The 18835-nt window shown below is 50.3% G+C and carries 16 protein-coding genes; all 16 read left to right on the top strand.

Going from position 1 to position 18835, the window contains the following annotated elements; genetic code table 11:
- The first annotated feature begins 86 nt into the window (after positions 1–86).
- The 16 genes from rsmH to AC2D8L_RS01910 all read left to right on the top strand — a co-directional run bounded on the left by rsmH (position 87) and on the right by AC2D8L_RS01910 (position 18817).
- Complete coding sequence (gene rsmH, locus AC2D8L_RS01835; RefSeq protein WP_484683748.1) at positions 87–1067, top strand: 16S rRNA (cytosine(1402)-N(4))-methyltransferase RsmH; 981 nt, start codon at positions 87–89, stop codon at positions 1065–1067.
- A complete protein-coding gene (ftsL, locus tag AC2D8L_RS01840; protein ID WP_484683749.1) occupies positions 1067–1441 on the top strand; it encodes a cell division protein FtsL in 375 nt (124 codons plus the stop codon). The genes rsmH and ftsL overlap by 1 nt, the downstream gene beginning before the upstream one ends.
- The gene (locus AC2D8L_RS01845; protein ID WP_484683750.1) at positions 1438–3141 is read left to right on the top strand and encodes a peptidoglycan D,D-transpeptidase FtsI family protein; all 1704 of its coding nucleotides are present in this window, start codon (positions 1438–1440) and stop codon (positions 3139–3141) included. The genes ftsL and AC2D8L_RS01845 overlap by 4 nt, the downstream gene beginning before the upstream one ends.
- A gap of 11 nt (positions 3142–3152) precedes the next feature.
- On the top strand, positions 3153–4595 hold the full coding sequence (locus tag AC2D8L_RS01850) for a UDP-N-acetylmuramoyl-L-alanyl-D-glutamate--2,6-diaminopimelate ligase (protein WP_484683751.1): 1443 nt from the start codon (positions 3153–3155) through the stop codon (positions 4593–4595).
- Between the two features lie 3 nt (positions 4596–4598).
- A complete protein-coding gene (locus tag AC2D8L_RS01855; protein WP_484683752.1) occupies positions 4599–6002 on the top strand; it encodes a UDP-N-acetylmuramoyl-tripeptide--D-alanyl-D-alanine ligase in 1404 nt (467 codons plus the stop codon).
- 20 nt (positions 6003–6022) lie between these two features.
- On the top strand, positions 6023–7108 hold the full coding sequence (gene mraY, locus AC2D8L_RS01860; RefSeq protein WP_484683753.1) for a phospho-N-acetylmuramoyl-pentapeptide-transferase: 1086 nt from the start codon (positions 6023–6025) through the stop codon (positions 7106–7108).
- A 98-nt stretch (positions 7109–7206) separates the two neighbouring features.
- The gene (locus AC2D8L_RS01865) at positions 7207–8394 is read left to right on the top strand and encodes an FtsW/RodA/SpoVE family cell cycle protein (protein WP_484683754.1); all 1188 of its coding nucleotides are present in this window, start codon (positions 7207–7209) and stop codon (positions 8392–8394) included.
- Positions 8391–9482 (top strand): undecaprenyldiphospho-muramoylpentapeptide beta-N-acetylglucosaminyltransferase, encoded by a 1092-nt coding sequence (gene murG / locus AC2D8L_RS01870; protein ID WP_484683755.1) that lies wholly within the window; start codon positions 8391–8393, stop codon positions 9480–9482. Before AC2D8L_RS01865 ends, murG begins: the two co-directional genes overlap by 4 nt.
- Before the next feature lie 12 nt (positions 9483–9494).
- Complete coding sequence (murC, locus tag AC2D8L_RS01875; protein WP_484683756.1) at positions 9495–10907, top strand: UDP-N-acetylmuramate--L-alanine ligase; 1413 nt, start codon at positions 9495–9497, stop codon at positions 10905–10907.
- Positions 10908–11885 carry a UDP-N-acetylmuramate dehydrogenase gene (gene murB, locus AC2D8L_RS01880; protein ID WP_484683757.1) on the top strand — a complete coding sequence of 326 codons (978 nt, stop codon included), beginning with the start codon at positions 10908–10910 and terminating at the stop codon, positions 11883–11885.
- A 4-nt stretch (positions 11886–11889) separates the two neighbouring features.
- A complete protein-coding gene (locus AC2D8L_RS01885; protein ID WP_484683758.1) occupies positions 11890–12810 on the top strand; it encodes a D-alanine--D-alanine ligase in 921 nt (306 codons plus the stop codon).
- Complete coding sequence (locus AC2D8L_RS01890) at positions 12798–13685, top strand: cell division protein FtsQ/DivIB (RefSeq protein WP_484683759.1); 888 nt, start codon at positions 12798–12800, stop codon at positions 13683–13685. The genes AC2D8L_RS01885 and AC2D8L_RS01890 overlap by 13 nt, the downstream gene beginning before the upstream one ends.
- Before the next feature lie 11 nt (positions 13686–13696).
- Positions 13697–14995 carry a cell division protein FtsA gene (gene ftsA / locus AC2D8L_RS01895; protein ID WP_484683760.1) on the top strand — a complete coding sequence of 433 codons (1299 nt, stop codon included), beginning with the start codon at positions 13697–13699 and terminating at the stop codon, positions 14993–14995.
- A 144-nt stretch (positions 14996–15139) separates the two neighbouring features.
- Complete coding sequence (gene ftsZ / locus AC2D8L_RS01900; RefSeq protein ID WP_484683761.1) at positions 15140–16801, top strand: cell division protein FtsZ; 1662 nt, start codon at positions 15140–15142, stop codon at positions 16799–16801.
- Between the two features lie 118 nt (positions 16802–16919).
- Complete coding sequence (gene lpxC, locus AC2D8L_RS01905; RefSeq protein ID WP_484683762.1) at positions 16920–17876, top strand: UDP-3-O-acyl-N-acetylglucosamine deacetylase; 957 nt, start codon at positions 16920–16922, stop codon at positions 17874–17876.
- A 116-nt stretch (positions 17877–17992) separates the two neighbouring features.
- Positions 17993–18817: an outer membrane protein assembly factor BamD gene (locus AC2D8L_RS01910; protein ID WP_484683763.1), complete on the top strand. Its 825-nt coding sequence runs from the start codon at positions 17993–17995 to the stop codon at positions 18815–18817.
- Positions 18818–18835 lie beyond the last annotated feature (18 nt).

An 18835-nucleotide genomic window follows, 5' to 3' on the forward strand; every position in this document is an offset into this window, starting at 1 on the left:
GGATGCGTTTATTGTTTGAGTAGTATCGCCAAATTGGCGCTAGGGAGTACAGCTGATCGTGCTTTTTGCACACAGCGTAATTTTGTTTGGCGGATCAATCACCACACATTTCAGTTCTTTTGGATGAGGTTGTTCGCTCAATTTCTCCACTAGAGAACAAGCATATTGTGGACGGCACATTCGGAGCCGGCGGGTATTCGCGAACATTCTTGGCAGCCGGTGCTCGTGTTACCGCCATCGACCGAGACCCAAACGTTTTGCCATTTGCTCAAAACCTTTCGGATGAATTTGGTGATCGGTTCAAATTTGTCCAAGGCAGGTTCGCTGATCTGGAGGAGCTCGCGCAAGAGAATCAATTCAACGCACCAGATGCGATTGTGTTGGATATTGGGGTGAGCTCAATGCAACTGGATGAAGGCGAGCGCGGCTTTTCCTTTATGCGCGACGGCCCGTTGGATATGCGCATGGAGCAGAGCGGAGAGAGCGCATCCGACATTGTGAATGAACGCGATGAGCGTGAGATTTCTGACATTTTGTTTGAATTGGGTGAAGAGCGACGTGCTCGCCAAGTGGCCGGCGCAATCGTTGCGCAGCGCGAAATCGAACCCATTACCTCGACAAAGCAGCTCGCTGATCTGATCAGCGACAAACTTGGTCGAAAGCCTGGTGGAAGCCATCCAGCAACAAAGAGTTTTCAAGCATTGCGCATTGCGGTGAATGCCGAATATGGTCAATTGGTTCGTGGGCTTTTCGCCGCCGAAAAACTGTTGCCAGAAGGTGGTGTGTTGGCGGTGGTGAGTTTTCATTCGGTTGAAGATCGAATGGTGAAGCGGTTCTTCAAGCCGCAAGAAAAGGGCTCGCGTCACGCCCCTATGCACGCCAAATCCGCGTCGCCTTGGGATAATATTTCAAAACCAATTCGATCAGGTGAAAATGAGCTCGAGCACAATCCTAGAGCGCGATCAGCAACCTTGCGTTTTGCGACGCGAAATAGCGAAGCTGCACGCCCACTAAGCATTGAAGGATTGGGTGTGCCCGGATATGCGCGACGGGAGTTTTCTGCCTGATGCGCGCTTTTAATTTCCTATTGCTTTGTACAAGTTTTGTGGCGCTAATTTTGGTCTATGGCCAAAAGTACCGCACGGAGGACGTTCAGTCTCAAGTAATTGAACTGCAACGAGAAATAGCATCACAAAAACAGGTGCTAAATGGATTGGACGCGGACTGGGCATATCTTAATCAGCCTGCACGACTTCAATCAATCGTTGATCGGCATGCCGAAACCCTTGGCATTGCGCCGATTGTGGTGGCCCAATATGGCCAACTAAGTGACGCGCCAATGCGCCCAGAATTCCCGGATAGCGACGGATTGGATGCGCTTTTAATGTCGTTAGAAGCTGGCATTGACCCCAATGGTCAAGACGAATTGGTTGGCCAATGAGTGATGTGAGCAACGACATGGGCACCCCGATTGCCATTGATGGCGCGCGCAAGTCTCGCGGCCATATGACGAGAAGCCGAATTCGGCTTTCTATGATTTTGGCTATGGTCTTATTTTCGATTGTCGCTGGCCGTTTGGTGATGCTCGCGACCGTTGAAGTTGACCAGGTCAATCAAGGTCAAGCCCGACCCGCGCTGACCGCCACTCGACCTGCGCTAATGGACAGAAATGGCAATCCGCTCGCCATCGACATTCAAGTTCCCTCGTTATTTGCCGAACCACGTCGCATAATTGATGTTGATGAAGCGGTTGAGGCAATTGGCAAAGAGTTCCCTGATATGGACCGCAAATGGCTGCGGTCTCGGCTGGACGGGGACGAAGGGTTCGTTTGGTTGAAACGCGAGCTGTCGCCGCAGCAAAAAGAACGTGTTTTGCGCCTCGGTATCCCGGGCATTGATTTTGTCTCTGAATCTCGTCGTTTCTACCCTGGCGGCAATGTGGCCGCGCACATTTTGGGTGCGGTTAATGTCGATAATGTCGGCATTGCGGGGATGGAACGGTTTTTGGACAACCGCGAAGTGGCGCTGTTGCAGGATTTGGGTTTTGCCCGAGATCGCTCATTGCAATCGGTGGATTTATCGATTGACCTGCGGGTGCAGCACGCCATGCACCGCGAACTTGTTGATGCGCTTACCCGTTATCAGGCGATTGCTGCCGCAGGCGTCATGATGGATGTCCGAACGGGTGAAATTGTCGCGTTGGTTTCTTTACCCGATTTTGACCCCAATGTGCCCTCAGGTGCGCTTGAGGAAGGGCGGATCAATCGGATTACAGCGGGCAAATTTGAACTGGGTTCTACGCTTAAGATTATCACCGCTGCCGCCGCGTTGGATTCCGGGCTAGTGCAGATCACCGATGAATTTGATGCTAGAAATCCAGTCCGGTTTGGGCGTCATTCTATTGGCGATTTCCACGCCAAGAAGCGTATTCTAAGCTTACCGGAAGTGATCAAATACTCGTCTAACATCGGCACGATCAAAATGATGCAGGCAATGGGCAAAGATCGTTTCCGCGCATTTCTGAGTGATGTTGGCATGGACAATAAGCCAGTTGTTGAATTGCCAGAAAAGACATCGAGTAAGATTGCTGCAAAATTCTCAGAAGTGGGCGCAGCAACGGCGTCTTTTGGGCACGGATTTTCGGTCACGCCACTGCAATTGGTGACGGCTTATTCTGCATTGGTCAATGGCGGGAACTATATCACCCCAACATTGTTGCCGCGTGATCGAATTGGGGCGCTGGCCAACAGCAAGAAGATCATTGGCGACCGCACAAGCGACCAAATCAGGTATTTGCTGCGCCTTAATGCGCTAGAAGGGTCTGGCCGAAAAGCGTCGCCAGATGGGTATCGGCTTGGCGGGAAAACGGGGACGGCTGAAAAAGTTGTTGATGGCAAATACTCGTCTGATAAACGCCTAAATGTGTTCGCGTCGGCGTTTCCAATGGATTCACCAAAATATGCAATGGTCATCTTGATTGATGAGCCAGTAAAAGAAAATGCACAGAGTGGTCACACCGCAGCATGGAATGCTGGCGCTGTGACCGGACGTATCGTTGAGAGGGTTGCACCCATGCTAGGGATTGTGCCTAATCTTGATGAAGAACTAGATGCGCAGCTGGTGCCAGCTGAATTGCGATAGGGGACAATAAAATGGGGTATTCCCTCCAGGAATTGCTTAGCGGTACAAACGGTGCCCATTGTGATCAAGAATTAACAGTTACTGGAATAACTGCGAATTCTCAAAAGGTTGCGCCTGGCTTTGCCTTTTTCGCACTACCCGGATCGAAATTTCACGGCAATGATTTTGCGCGTGATGTTGTTCGCCTTGGTGCAGTCGCAATTGTTACTGACCGTGGTCTAAACATGGATTTGGGTGTGCCTGTTATTCTGGTGAATGATGTACGCGCTTGTTTTGCAAAAGCGGCACGCATGGCAAATGACCCGCATCCCGAAACCGCCGTCGCCGTTACCGGTACCAACGGAAAAACCTCTGTCGTTTCGATGATCCGTCAGATTTGGGAGCTTAATGGGGTGCGCGGTGCGAGCATTGGCACACTCGGTGTAACGCTCGGGGATACGACCACGGGCGGCGAGCTAACCACGCCGGATGCAATGAGCCTGCACCAAACGCTTCAGCAGCTAAAAAGCGGCAATGTGGACCATATTGCAATGGAAGCCTCAAGCCATGGTTTGGACCAACGTCGTCTAGACGGGATGGAGTTCAAAGTCGTTGGCTTTACCAACCTTTCGCGCGACCATTTGGATTACCATCAAACCATGGAAGCGTATCATGATGCGAAGCTGCGCTTGTTCAAAGATCTCATGCAAGACGGCGGCACTTGTGTCATCAATATGGATGACGAAGAAGCTACGCCATTTATGTTCGCTGGGCTTGAGCGTGGCGCAACGGTTGTCACTGTCGGCGAAAATGGCGCTTATTTTGAAGTCACAAATATTGAGCCCGAGGGCTATGGCCAACGTGTGACAGGGCGTCTTGTGGGGGAACCTGCAGAGTTTTACCTGCCGCTTGCGGGTAAATTTCAGGTTACCAACGCGCTTGTTGCTTTTGCGATGGCAGTTTCCACTGGCATTGATAAAGATGATGCATTGGAAAGCCTTTCAAAACTCAAGGGCGCAAAGGGCCGTCTTGAGTTGGTTGCAGAGCATAACGGCGCTGCGATCTATGTTGATTATGCACATACGCCAGATGCACTAGAGACGGCACTGCAAGCATTGCGTCCGTTTGCCAAGGGCAAGTTGATATCTGTATTTGGTTGTGGCGGTGACCGGGATAAAGGCAAGCGCGGCCCAATGGGTAAAGCCGCTGTTCAATATTCAGATGTTGCAATTTTAACCGACGATAACCCAAGAACAGAAGATGCCGCAGCAATCCGTGCTGAAGTGTTGGCCGAAGCTAAGGGTGTTGTTGAAGTGGCTGGTCGCGCAGATGCAATTCAGCAGGCCATCGGGCAGTTGCAAGCCGGCGATGTGTTGTTGGTGGCTGGTAAGGGCCATGAGGATTATCAAATTATTGGCGAAACAAAGCATCACTTTTCAGACCATGAAGTTGTTCTGAAGGCGGTGGGGGCCTAGCTCATGCCATTGTGGACGCTCGATGAAGTCCTTGCGGCCACAAAAGGCAACGCACGGTTTTGTGCGGCGACGGACTTTGGTGGTATATCCATCGATAGCCGCGATCTTGCCCAAAATGATCTATTTGTTGCCATTAAGGGCGACAGGTTTGACGGCCATCAATTTGTTGAAATTGCGATAGAAAATGGCGCTGCTGCGGCGCTGGTGTCGGCTGAATGGGCAAATGCAAATTCAGCAAAAGTCCCGCATATCATTGTAGACGACCCGCTTGCGGCATTGGAACAGCTGGGCGTTGCTGCGCGCACACGTACAAATGCGAAGATCATCGCAATTACCGGCAGTGTCGGCAAAACGTCAACCAAGGAAGCTGTCCGCTTGGTGCTAGAGGGTGCAGCGCGCACTCACGCTTCAATAAAGTCGTTCAACAATCACTGGGGTGTGCCGCTCATGTTGGCACGCATGCCGCAAGATACCGAATTCGGTGTGTTTGAGGTCGGCATGAACCATGCAGATGAAATTCGCCCACTGGTTAAAATGATCCGTCCGCATATCGCCATGGTTACCAATGTCGGCGAAGTGCATCTCGAACATTTTGACGACATTTATGGCATTGTTGATGCCAAAGCAGAGATATTTGAAGGGCTGGAGCCCGATGGTCTGGTCGTTTTAGGCGCGGATCATCCGTATCTCGAGGCGCTGAAAATCCGAGCGGATGGACTAGGTATCAACAATATTTTGACATTTGGTACCGCTGAACAGTCAAATATTCGCGTTCAGAATGTGCGCCACCGATCTGATGGTTTATCTGCCGATATTGTGAAAGGTCATGTTGCGTTGCCTATTTCTGTCCCGCAATATGGTGAGCATGCAATGATAAATGCCGCCGCCGCAGTTGCTGTGGCATCGAGCCTCGGCGTTCACTCTGACGTAATTGCGGCAGGCCTTGCCAAATTTACAGCGCCTATCGGTCGCGGTTCGGTAACAAAGATTGCAGTGGCCACTGGTGAAATTACCCTTTTGGATGAAAGCTTTAATGCCAACCCGCTGTCTATGCGGGCGGCTTTGGCGGTATTTGCACGGCGAACCGCAGATGGAAGCAAAATTGTGGTGCTCGGTGATATGCTTGAGCTTGGAGATCGCTCGCAGGAGTTCCACGAAGAGCTGACCGATGCGGTTGTTGCGGCAAGTGCAGATCGAGTCATTCTTGTTGGGCCATTGATGGAGCATTTACGGGACAGGTTGAGCACAAAACTCAGCGTTGAACATTTTGAAGATGCGGCTAACTTAACAGATTTGTTGGTTGAGACACTTGCCCCCGGCGATATACTTATGATCAAAGGGTCTAAGGGTATTGGACTTGGTCCGGTCGCTGGAAACCTGCATCTAGGGCTTTCCAAGCGTCATTAGAAGACAAGGTTGAGAGCTGAATGTTCTATTTTCTACAGCAATTTGGCGATCAGTTCGCTGCGTTTAACGTTTTTCGTTATCTAACGTTTAGAACTGGCGGCGCGACCATGACGGCGCTTTTCATTGTTTTCATTTTTGGCCCCCAGCTCATTTCTCAGCTGAAATCACGCCAGGGACACGGTCAGCCGATCCGGGAAGATGGCCCGCAAAGTCACCTGATTGCCAAAAAAGGCACGCCAACAATGGGCGGATTGATGATTTTGCTCAGTGTTATCGTTTCCACATTACTCTGGGCAAATTTGTCCAACCCTTATGTTTGGGTTGTGCTCGGTGTAACTGTTGGCTTTGGCGCTATTGGCTTTTACGATGATTATCTAAAAGTCACCAAGGCGACGAATTCTGGATTTGGCGGGCGGCAACGTTTGGTGCTCGAATCTCTCATCGCTGCGATTGCGTGTTATGTAGTTTCCCAATTGGGGGAAGCGCCGTTTTCAACATCTCTCGCGTTCCCATTTGTCAAAGATTTTGCCATCGATTTGGGAATTTTCTTTGTAGTGTTCGGCGGGTTCATCATTGTTGCCGCAGGCAATTCGGTGAACCTTACTGATGGTTTAGATGGTCTTGCGATTGTACCAGTTATGATCGCAGCAGGCTCGTTTGGCCTTATTGCCTATTTGGTGGGTAACGAAGTTTTCTCTGGCTATTTGCTGATCAATTTTGTGCCTGGAACAGGTGAGCTGGCCGTTCTTTGTGGCGCGCTAATCGGTGGCGGTCTTGGTTTCTTGTGGTTTAACGCGCCACCAGCTTCTATTTTTATGGGCGATACCGGTTCGCTCGCACTAGGGGGCATGCTGGGCGCAATTGCTGTTGCTACAAAGCACGAAATTGTTCTGGCGATTGTTGGCGGTCTGTTCGTGCTTGAAACAGTATCGGTGATCGTTCAAGTGATTTCGTTCAAAACAACGGGCAAGCGCATTTTCAAGATGGCGCCAATCCATCATCATTTTGAACATTTGGGATGGACCGAAAGCCAGATCGTGATCCGGTTTTGGATTATTTCATTCGTGCTAGCGATGATCGGTCTGTCGTCACTCAAATTGCGCTAAAGCCGAAACAAACTTTCAAATCGTTGCGAGTTGGTAACCAATCTTAGTGTATTTTTATTCACTAAGTTGATCTCCAATGATGGAACACGATTTGTCACATGTTTTTACGTGAGCTTTCAAGAGAACGAAAAACACCCCTAGCTGAATGGTGGTGGACGATTGATCGGCCCTTACTGGCTGCACTGATTGGCCTACTTGCTGCCGGGGTGATGATGTCATTTGCCGCCAGCCCCGCCGTTGCTGTGCGTATTGGGTTAAGCGAATGGCACTTTATCATTCGTCACATAATCTTTTTGGTGCCGACAATTGCTGTTCTGGTTGTTGGCTCTTTTCTAACGCCCCGTCATGCCCGGCACATAGCGCTAGCTGTTCTAGTGGTTATGGGCGCCATGATGGTGCTTACCTTGTTTATAGGTACAGAAATCAAGGGTTCGCAACGTTGGATCTCAGTGCTCGGATTTTCAATTCAGCCTTCAGAATTCGTGAAACCTGCATTTGCGATTATTTCGGCATGGCTTATCTCTGAGCAAATGAAAACCCCAAGCGTGCCAGGCCATATTTTGGCTGTCGTCATTTTGGGTGGCATTGTCGGAATTTTGCTGTTGCAACCAGATATTGGGCAAACTGCCTTGGTTGTTCTGACATGGGCCGGTTTGTTGTTCATTTCTGGCATTTCATGGTGGGTTATCTTGGCGCTTGGTGGGATTTCCCTTGCGGGGATCACAGCCGCTTATTTTATGTTTCCGCACGTTACGCGCCGATTTGATGCGTTTTTGAACCCGGAGACGGGCGACAATTATCAGGTGGAAAAGGCGCTTCAGTCTTTGCTTGAGGGCGGGTGGTTCGGCTTGGGGCCGGGTGAGGGTGTTGCAAAACGCGCCTTGCCCGATGCGCATGCCGATTTCGTATTTTCAGCCGCCGCTGGAGAATTTGGAATTTTATTTTGCCTTGGTTTGGTCGCTTTGATCGCGTTTGTAGTTGCAAGAAGCCTTTTTCTGGCGCAACAACAACAAAATCTCTTCTCGCGTTTGGCGGTTAGTGCGATAGCAATTCAATTCGGTATGCAAGCTTCAATAAATCTACTGGTAAACCTCAATCTCATTCCTCCTAAAGGGATGACATTGCCATTCGTTTCCTCAGGCGGAACGTCCATGATGGCGATTGCATTTGGCATGGGTATTTTGATGGGGCTATCGCGTCGTAAGCCTGAGCAGACAATTCAATCAGGCCTTCCAGCGTTTCGCGGAATGCCAAATCATCAACCGATGAACCACGAGGTTGCATGAGCAAGTTTATCTTAGTGGCTGGTGGCACTGGTGGACATTTGTTCCCCGCCCAAGCCTTGGCAAACGAGTTGATCCGGCGCGGGCATAAAGTCCAGTTGATGACCGACCGACGTGCCAACAATTTTGCCGACGACTTTCCTGCCGACAAAATGCACATTATCCCCGCCGCGACGCCGAACTTGCGCAGCCCAGTCAAAACCTTTCAAGCTGGCGTGACCATTGTGCAGGGTCTAGCCAAGGCCTATCGCATTCTGAAAAAGGAAGACCCAGACGCAATTATCGGCTTTGGTGGATACCCTACATTTCCACCTGTGCTTACCGCATCATTGTTGGGCATTCCAAGTGTTTTGCATGAAGCGAACTCCGTGCTAGGCCGCGCCAACAGAGCGCTTGCTCGCTTTGCCGACATTGTTGCGCTCGGATTTGCAAAAACCAAATATGCTGACAAGTTCGCCGATAAATGCGTAATGACTGGCAATCCAGTTCGCGATCAAGTGTTTGAGGCGGCGAAAAAACCATACCCGGCGATTGATAGTGAATCGCCAATTCATTTGCTGGTCACCGGCGGTTCGCAAGGTGCACAAATATTTTCGGATGTGCTGCCCGGTGCAATGATGAATATTCCGGACGAGTTGAAAAACCGCATTCGCTTGGTTCAGCAGTGCCGACAGGAAGACATGAAACGTGCAACCGCTGTTTACGCAGAGACACGATTGAACGTTGAACTGGCGCCTTTCTTTAAAGACCTGCCGCGCCGCATGGCCAATGCGCATCTGGTAATTTGTCGTTCTGGCGCTAGCACAATTGCGGAAATGTCCGTTATTGGCAGGCCTGGAATTTATGTTCCATTTCCCGGGTCTGTAGATCAAGATCAATTGCATAACGCGCAGAATATGGTTGAAGCGGATGCAGGCATAATTGTCGAGCAAAGTGCATTGTCGCCACATTCGTTGGCGAAAGAACTCACAATAATTCTGAGCGATGAGCACAAGCTGCGCAATATGGCAGTGAACGCGAAAACGCTTGGCATGGACGACGCCGTGCAGCAGCTGGCGATAGTTGCTGAAAAAGCGGCAAATGAAGAATAGGAGAGCATCGCGATGAAGATGCCACAAAATATTGGTCCAGTTCATTTCGTCGGTATTGGCGGCATTGGTATGAGCGGTATTGCCGAGGTTTTGCACAATCAGGGTTATGAGGTGCGCGGTTCCGACCTGTCGCTCAACCCCAATGTGCAACGTCTGCAAGATAAAGGCATCCAGGTTGCCATTGGTCAACGCGCCGAGAATTTAGACAATGCCGCCGTCGTGGTGATTTCGTCCGCAATTAGTGCTGATAATCCAGAATTGATCGCCGCTCGCCAGCGTTCGCTACCGGTTGTGCGTCGCGCTGAGATGCTGGCTGAAATTATGCGGTTTAAGAACGCGGTGGCCATTGGCGGCACGCACGGGAAAACAACGACCACCTCTCTTGTAGCAAGCCTGCTTGATGCGGGTGGCGTGGATCCAACTGTTATCAATGGCGGTATCATCAATGCCTACGGTACCAACGCACGATTAGGCGATGGCGACTGGATGGTGGTTGAAGCAGACGAAAGCGACGGCACATTCGTCAAACTGCCAGCAGATGTGGCCATTGTGACCAATGTTGATGCAGAGCATCTGGATCACTATGGCGATTTTGAAGCCGTGCAGAACGCGTTTTTGACTTTTGTGGAAAATGTGCCTTTCTATGGTTTTGCGGTGATGTGTCTTGATCATCCAACCGTGCAGGATTTGGTAGGCAAAGTTACCGACCGTCGGATCATCACCTATGGGCAAAACCCGCAGGCGGATGTGTTGCTCAAAGATGTACGCAACGAAGATGGTAAATCGGTATTTTCGGTAGAAATCCGCGATCGTGTGGCTGAAACATCTATTTCGATTGATGATTTGGTTTTACCCATGCCGGGCATTTACAATGTTCTGAATGCGACCGCCGCAATCGCTGTGGCGCATCAATTGCATGTTGAACCGGATGATATCCGTAAGGGTTTGGACGAGTTTTCTGGCGTTAAACGTCGATTTACAACTGTGGGTGAAGTTGCGGGTGTTCGGGTGATTGATGATTACGCCCACCACCCAGTCGAAATCTCTTCGGTTCTTCGTGCTGCAAGGTCAGCGACCAAGGGGGACATTGTGGCGGTGGTTCAACCGCACCGTTATTCAAGGTTGGATGATCTTTTTGAAGATTTTGCCAGTAGCTTTAACGATGCTGACACTGTGTTGGTGGCGCCTGTTTTTGCGGCTGGGGAAGAGCCGATTGATGGGGTGAGCCACGAAAGTTTGGTTGATCGATTGCGCGCGAAGGGACACCGAGATGCGCGCGTTGTGGATCGGCCAGAAGCCTTGGCGCCAATATTGGCGTCGCGGGTTTCGAAGGGGGATTATGTTGTGTGCCTGGGGGCAGGTTCAATTACGCAATGGGCAGCAAAGCTGCCAAGTGAACTAGAAGCCCTTATTGGAGATAAATAAATGAGTTTCTCAGATCTTTTGCCGCAATTTTCCGACTGGATCGACGGCGTGCGTGGGCGCTTGGTGCCCAACCAATTGATGTCTGAAATCACTTGGTTTCGTGTCGGCGGCCCGGCACAATTATTCTTCCAGCCCAAAGACGAAGAAGATCTACAATATTTCCTCAAACACTTGCCGAAAGACATCAAAATTACCGTGATTGGTTTGGGGTCAAACCTACTCATTCGTGATGGTGGCTTGGATGGCGTAGTCATTCGCCTTTCGGCAAAAGGCTTTGGCACCACTGAAGTTTTGGAAGAACACAAAATACGCGTCGGTACGGCCATGCCAGACGTTAAAGTCGCGACAGCAGCAGCGGATGCGGGCATTGATGGGCTGACATTTTATCGCGGCATTCCGGGCGGCATTGGTGGCGCACTCTATATGAATGCAGGATGTTATGGCACAGAGACCAAAGACCGGGTGGTTGGACTTCGTGGCGTAAATCGTGACGGTGAAATTGTCACCTTGACCAACGAAGATATGGCCTATCAATATCGCAAAAATAACGGCCCACGCGGTGTGATATTTACGTCGGCTGTCTATCAGGGATTTGCTGGCGACACGGATGATATTAAGGTTAGAATGAAAGAGATCACCGAAACGCGCGAAGGGTCGCAACCGACACGTGCGCGGACCGGTGGTTCAACATTTAAGAACCCTGAAGGCCATTCCAGCTGGAAATTGGTTGATGCGGCGGGTTGTCGTGGATTGCAGTTTGGCAATGCGCAGGTTTCTGAAAAACATTGTAATTTCTTGCTAAATTTGGGCGATGCGACGGCACACGATATCGAGACTTTAGGTGAAACAGTTCGCAATAGGGTTCGGGAAAATTCCGGCATTGAGTTTCGTTGGGAAATTCGCCGAATGGGACATTTTGTGCCCGGTCAAGAAGTGCGTGAGTTTCTAGATGGTGATGTCTTCACCGGTCAGGTGTAGTCCGATGGACAAACGTGTAACCGTTTTGATGGGTGGTTGGACAAGCGAGCGCGAAGTATCGCTTGCATCGGGCCGAGATTGTGCCGCAGCGCTTGAACGCGCCGGATATGATGTCACCACAATTGATGTGGATCGAAATTTGGCGGACCAACTAAAGGCGGCTAAACCTGACGTTGTGTTTAACGCGTTGCACGGCAAGTTTGGCGAAGACGGCACGGTTCAGGGTATGCTCGAAATTATGGGTATTCCTTATACCCATTCGGGCGTGTTGGCTTCTTCGTTGGCTATGGATAAGCACCAATCAAAGATCCTGTTTAAAGCCGTCGGTATTCCGGTAACCGATCATATTATTGCGCATCGTGAAGAGATTGCTGCCCGTCACCAAATGCCACCGCCTTATGTGGTGAAACCGTTCGATGATGGCTCTAGCGTTGGGGTGTTTTTGGTCAAACACGATACAGCACATCCGCCCCAAGAAATTCTGCGTACTGATTGGAAGGGCAGCGACCATTTGATGGTCGAATGTTATATTCCGGGGCGCGAATTAACATGTGCGGTTATGGGCGGCGTGGCGCTTGGTGTCACTGAGATTGTGACCGATCTTCATTTCTATAATTATGAAGCTAAATACGCGGAAGGTGGGTCGGAGCATATTTTGCCAGCCCAAGTTTCACCGAAAATTTACCAGAATGTACAAAAACTAGCGCTAAAGGCGCATGAGACTTTGGGCTGCCGCGGCATTTCGCGGACGGACTTTCGCTTCATGGAAACGGCAAATGGAGACGGTGAGTTGATTTGCCTAGAAACCAATACTCAGCCCGGGATGACGCCGACATCCTTGGTGCCAGAGATGGCCGAACATGCCGGACACAGTTTTGAAGAACTGGTGTCTTGGATTGTGGAGGATGCGAGTTGCAACAGATAGAGCGGGATCGTTCAGGTAAATCCATCGCGATTGCCCAACCAATCGGGGGCGATCTCGTTGTTCGGCGCGCAACCAACATAATTGTTGCCCGTTCGCGCAATTTGTGGGTTTTGCACAAACGATTGCTTGTCCGCCTGATCGCACTGTTGCTTGTTGCTGGAATTGGTGCTGTCGGGCTTTACAGTCGCAACCATATTGCAAATTATTGGAGCGATATGTCAGGGCGAACATCTGCCTTGTTTGCCCAAGCAGGTCTGTCTGTCGCTGAACTTTCGCTTTCCGGATATGCATTGACCAATGAGGAACTGCTTTTCGAGGCAGTTGGACTTGAAGCCAATCTTTCACTCGTCAATTTTGACGCTGAATTGGCCCGGCAACGGCTGGAAGCACTGCCCAGCATTGAGACGGCAACAATCCGAAAGATTTATCCCAATTCGCTGATTGTCGAACTAACCGAGAAAACACCGGTTGCGATTTGGACGGTTGATGGGGTCAATTTCGCGATTGACCAAAATGGGAGCCGTATCGCCCCGGTTGAAACACCAATCGAAGGGCTGCCGCTGTTTATCGGTGATGGCGCCGCAGACGATGTGCCGAATTTCATCCAGATGCTCAATCAGTTCCCGACCTTGAACGAGGGCCTTTTGGCGTCGAGCCGGATCGGTGATCGCCGCTGGGATCTCATTTATGATGTTGGTCTGCGCATTATGTTGCCTGAAACAGGCGTCGAACAAGCCTTGGCGAAAATTGTGCAGCTCGAAAATGAACAGCAGCTATTTGCGCGGGATATAGAAGTTTTGGATATGCGGATTGCTGACTACTTTGCTGTTCGTGCCGTTGACCGTACACCTGTTGAAGAGGAAATCGCGCAATGATGAGTGAAGCAATGACAGCTCGTCTGAAGCCAGTCCAACCGGGCCGGGCAAGTTTGATTTCTGTTTTGGATATCGGTTCAACGAAGATTTGCTGCGTTGTGGCACGACTTAGTCCATGTGACGAAGGCCAAGCGCTCAAAGGGCGGACACATAGTGTCCAAGTACTTGGGTTTGCCTATGGCCCATCGGCTGGCGTTAAAGGTGGCGTGGTCACTGATATTGAACAAGCCGAACAGGCCGTGCGATCTGTAGTCGGCATGGCCGAGCGCAATGCCGGGGTGACTGTACAGTCGGTTGTCGTGAACATTTCGTCGGGTCGTCTGGGCTCAGAAACTTTCTCAGCCAGTGTTTCCCTTGATGGACACGAAGCAGAGGATCGAGACCTTGAAAAGGTTCTGCGCGTTGTCAACGACCGGTCCATTCGCGATGACCGTTCCGTATTGCATGCATTGCCCATTGGTTACGCACTTGACGGACATAGCGGTATTCGTGATCCGCGCGGCATGGTTGGCCAAACCTTGGGCGTTGATGTTTCTGTTATCACAGCTGAAACTCTCGCCATGCGCAATGTGGAGCTTGTTTTAAACCGCTGCCACCTTCAGGTGCAGGCCTTCATGGCGACGCCATATGCGAGTGGACTTTCTGCCTTGGTGGATGATGAAGCCTCATTGGGTGTGGCTGCGATTGATTTCGGTGGCGCGACCACCACCCTGAGCGTCTTTAAAGACGGTTACTTGGTTTATGCCGATGCGTTGGCCATTGGCGGTCACAATATTACGTTGGACATCGCGCGGCAGCTTTCAGTTAGCATTGAAGATGCAGAGCGTTTGAAGACGCTTTATACCAGCGTTCTGCCTGGGCAAACAGACGAGCGTGATTTGGTTTCCATTCAGCCTGTTGGATCTCAACAAAATGAAGCACCAACTCAAATCCCGCGTGCAGCTCTAACCCGGATCGTTCGTCCACGTGTCGAGGAAATCCTCACCGTCTTGCGTGACCGGATGGTCGCAACAGGTATGATGGATGTCTGCGGACGTCGCTTTGTTTTGACTGGTGGCGGCAGCGAGTTGACTGGCCTGTCTGAACTCGCACGACGTATTCTTGCCCGCAATGTGCGTCAGGGACGACCTTTGGGTGTGGCAAATTTGCCGGCCGTTGCGAAGGGCCCAGCATTTTCCACCGTGGTTGGCATGCTTATCTATCCGCAAGTCTGTGAGCTTGAATATGTTGAGCCCAATGTTCAGCGCAAACTAACAGGCACGGACGGCTACTTCTCACGCATTGGCAATTGGCTCCGCACCAGTTTTTAACGTTTCGTTAAGCTAAACATATTGTTTAACAAGGCTAATTTGGAATGCAAATTGCATCAAAGTTAATGAAAATGATGCAATTGTTAGGGATGGCTTAACGATCTAGGCGTAATTCTGGGGTACAGGAGAACAATGGGGCCAGAAATGAGCATCAAACTTCAAATTCCAGATATTCACGAACTCAAGCCACGCATCACTGTATATGGTGTTGGCGGCGCAGGCGGTAACGCTGTTAATAACATGATCGATTCCGGCCTTGAGGGTGTGGAATTTGTTGTTGCTAACACCGATGCACAAGCACTTGCGCTTTCTAAAGCACAGCGCGTTGTCCAGCTGGGTGTGGGAGTGACTGAAGGTCTTGGCGCAGGTTCGCACCCAGAAGTAGGGCGAGCAGCAGCCGAAGAAACAATCGACGAAATTAATGATCACCTTAGCGGATCGCACATGGCGTTTATTACCGCCGGTATGGGCGGTGGCACGGGAACTGGCGCAGCGCCGGTTGTTGCCCGCGCAGCACGTGAGCAGGGGATCTTAACGGTTGGCGTTGTCACCAAACCGTTCCAGTTCGAAGGCGCTCGACGTATGCGCCTAGCGGATGACGGGATTGATGAACTTCATCGTCACGTTGATACGCTGATCGTTATTCCAAACCAAAATCTTTTCCGCGTCGCAAATGACAAAACGACATTCGCTGATGCGTTTTCGATGGCTGACGAAGTGCTGTTCTCAGGCGTTGCCTGTATTACAGACTTGATGGTCAAAGAAGGTTTGATCAATCTTGATTTTGCTGATGTTCGCGCTGTTATGCGTGGCATGGGTAAAGCCATGATGGGCACAGGTGAAGCAGAAGGCGAAGATCGTGCACGTCACGCCGCTGAAGCTGCGATTGCCAACCCATTGCTTGATGATGTTTCAATGCAAGGCGCGCGCGGTCTGTTGATTTCCATCACTGGCGGTAGCGACTTGACCCTTTATGAAGTTGATGAGGCTGCAAGCCGTATTCGCGAAGAAGTTGATTCTGATGCAAACATCATCTTGGGCGCAACGTTTGACGATAGTCTTGACGGCAAAATTCGGGTGTCTGTTGTTGCAACAGGTACTGAGGCGGCCATGGTTCAAGCTATGGACCCAGTTCAGCCGAATGCAGATCGCGTTATTCAAGTAAAACGCGAAGTTCGCGCTTCTGAGCCGGTTAAAGCTTCAACAACAGCGACTGCTGTTGAACAGGCCGAGATTGCGGCTCCAACGACAATGGCCAGCCCAATTGATGGTTTGGATGCAGCAATGCAGCAGGCGGTCAATGAGGCACTTGAGGTTGGACACACCAAGCTTGCTGAAGAAAATGAAGTGACCGTTGAGCCATATATCCCAACGGCTGATCCAGTGCGTGCTCAAGTTGAAGAGCGCCCTCGGGTGAAGGATGTTGAGCCGGTACAAACTTATGTTCCGCAATCTTCACAACGCCCAACAGGCCCACGTCGTATGCCAAAAGCTGAAGAGCTTCCTATGCCTACGCGAGAAGCTGTTTCTCAAGCGGCGGGCACCAGCGATGAACCGCGAAATGCGCGGGCACTGTTCCGTCGCTTGGCCAGCAATGTTGGGTTGCAGAAAAAAGAAGACGAAACACCAAATATGATTACCGATGACGCCGCTGCGCGTAGTGCCGTTGAAGCGAGTGCGCCTCAACGTCGCGTTGAAACGCCCGGTGCCGCTGGTGATTTGGACCGTACCGGTCGCCCGGTTGCAAAGGAGCAACCGAAAAAAGAGCAGTTGGAAATTCCAAGCTTTTTGAAACGGCACGGCTAACAAATTGTGCAATTGATAAAAAAAGTACCCAGTGCGTCTTTCGCGCTGGGTACTTTTTGTTTAATAGTACCAAAAAAAGGGTGGAGCGCGCGGGGCGCCATAGGCCAGGACAGTACGAATGAAGAAACTTGCCACAAAACAGTGTACCGTTGCGGCTGCGCTGAGTTTTACCGGAATTGGTGTCCATAATGGTCAGCCATCAAGTCTCATAATTCAACCAGCTGGTCCCGACTCAGGATTTTCGATTTGTCGAAAGTTTGAAGACGGACATCTTTCAGAAGTTTTCCCCCTAGAGCATGACCGTGTCGCGCGTACCTATTTGTGCACGGCTGTGGACCTTGGTGATGCTGGCACAATCTCTATGATCGAGCATGTTGTTTCCGCCCTATCTGGGTTGGGCATTGATAATGCTTTGTTGGTCGTTGATGGTCCTGAATGTCCCGTTTTGGACGGCAGTGCAGGCAAATATGTTGATGCCATTGTTGAGAACGGTTTGTCCGTTCAACCGGCGGAAAAGAAGTTCATCAAAATCAAACGTTCAATTATCGTTCGCTCGAATGACGCGTTTGCAGCGCTTGAGCCGTACAACGGCCGTGCATTTGACGTTGAGATCGATTTTGAAAGCGACGTAATCGGCCGCCAGCGCATGATTTTCGATTGGACCCCAGCACGATATGCGACAGAAGTTTCGTCTGCCCGCACATTTGGCTTTTTGCGCGATGCGAAAGTTCTGCGCCAGGCTGGTTATGCGCTTGGGTCTTCGCTTGAAAATTCAATCGCAGTTGATGAAGATAAAATCATGAATTCGGATGGATTGCGATTTGAAGACGAATTTGTTCGTCATAAATTGCTTGATGCCGTTGGCGATTTGGCACTGGCCGGTTTGCCGATTTATGGCAAGTTCCGTTCATATAAGGGCGGTCACGGGTTGAATGCGCTCGTTTTAAATGGCTTGTTCGCGAGCGAGCAGAACTACGAAATCGTTGATGCAAAAGACCTGCCGTTGGAATTCGATGCATTGGAAGATGTGCCGCTAGGCATGGATTCTCACGGCTATATTCGTTCGGTTGGATAAAATCACAATTTGTGCCACAGTTTTGATCGTTTTGCGGTATATCTCGCTGAGCGAACAGAGTTTGTTTTAAATTGGTTACAGAGCTGGCTAGCGTTTTGGGTAAGGAAATTGAGCGAATGTTTGGTGTATTAAAGTCGTTTCTACGCCTGTCAATGGTTGGCGTTTTGGCCATTTCTGTTGCGGGTTGTTCCGGATTTAGCATTTTTGGCACTCAAAAAATCACCGAAGAAGAGATCATTCCAGCCGAAACGCTTTATGACAAGGCGATTGAGCAGGTCGAAAGCGACCGTTTGATTTCTGCGCTGAAAACTTTTGAAAAGCTTGAGCGCCAGCACCCCTATTCTGAATATTCAGAGCGGTCGCGCCTGATGAACGTTTTCATCCACGCACGCACAGGAAATTATCAGAAAACGATTCTTTCTGCAGATCGCTTCCTAGCGCTTTACCCTTCATCGCCTGACGCGCCTTATGCGATGTATATGAAGGGTGCCGCCCAATATAACCAAATTAAAGACATCACCCGCGATCAGCAAAATGCAGAAGATGCAATTGCGACGTTCCAGTTGATCATCAATAACTATCCAAATTCACGTTATGCAAAAGATGCAAAAGACAGAATTTTGGTGGCGAGAGATCAGATTGCGGGTAAAGAGATTTCAGTTGGCCGCTACTATTTGGGCAACAAACAATATACGGCAGCAATCAACCGTTTCCGCAATGTTGTTGAGAAGCATGAAACCTCAACTCATGTTGAAGAAGCGCTGCTTCGCTTAACCGAATCCTATCTCGCATTGGGATTGGTAAATGAGGCAAAAACCGCTGCGGCTGTGCTTGGGCACAACTTCCCATCAAGCCGCTGGTATGATGATGCCTATAAACTGTTGCAAAAGCAGGGCCTAGCACCTGAAGTTCAACAGGGGAATTGGCTATCAGATCGCTAGACAGCGACGCTATTTTGT

It is taken from the genome of Maritalea sp. YIW29 (genome assembly GCF_057219265.1).

Bases quoted from the DNA above. Each gene is read 5' to 3' on its own strand.
- ftsL (WP_484683749.1), top strand. From the start codon at position 1,067: ATGCGCGCTTTTAATTTCCTATTGCTTTGTACAAGTTTTGTGGCGCTA.
- AC2D8L_RS01845 (WP_484683750.1), top strand. From the start codon at position 1,438: ATGAGTGATGTGAGCAACGACATGGGCACCCCGATTGCCATTGATGGC.
- AC2D8L_RS01850 (WP_484683751.1), top strand. From the start codon at position 3,153: ATGGGGTATTCCCTCCAGGAATTGCTTAGCGGTACAAACGGTGCCCAT.
- AC2D8L_RS01855 (WP_484683752.1), top strand. From the start codon at position 4,599: ATGCCATTGTGGACGCTCGATGAAGTCCTTGCGGCCACAAAAGGCAAC.
- mraY (WP_484683753.1), top strand. From the start codon at position 6,023: ATGTTCTATTTTCTACAGCAATTTGGCGATCAGTTCGCTGCGTTTAAC.
- AC2D8L_RS01865 (WP_484683754.1), top strand. From the start codon at position 7,207: ATGTTTTTACGTGAGCTTTCAAGAGAACGAAAAACACCCCTAGCTGAA.
- murG (WP_484683755.1), top strand. From the start codon at position 8,391: ATGAGCAAGTTTATCTTAGTGGCTGGTGGCACTGGTGGACATTTGTTC.
- murC (WP_484683756.1), top strand. From the start codon at position 9,495: ATGAAGATGCCACAAAATATTGGTCCAGTTCATTTCGTCGGTATTGGC.
- murB (WP_484683757.1), top strand. From the start codon at position 10,908: ATGAGTTTCTCAGATCTTTTGCCGCAATTTTCCGACTGGATCGACGGC.
- AC2D8L_RS01885 (WP_484683758.1), top strand. From the start codon at position 11,890: ATGGACAAACGTGTAACCGTTTTGATGGGTGGTTGGACAAGCGAGCGC.
- ftsA (WP_484683760.1), top strand. From the start codon at position 13,697: ATGACAGCTCGTCTGAAGCCAGTCCAACCGGGCCGGGCAAGTTTGATT.
- ftsZ (WP_484683761.1), top strand. From the start codon at position 15,140: ATGAGCATCAAACTTCAAATTCCAGATATTCACGAACTCAAGCCACGC.
- lpxC (WP_484683762.1), top strand. From the start codon at position 16,920: ATGAAGAAACTTGCCACAAAACAGTGTACCGTTGCGGCTGCGCTGAGT.
- AC2D8L_RS01910 (WP_484683763.1), top strand. From the start codon at position 17,993: ATGTTTGGTGTATTAAAGTCGTTTCTACGCCTGTCAATGGTTGGCGTT.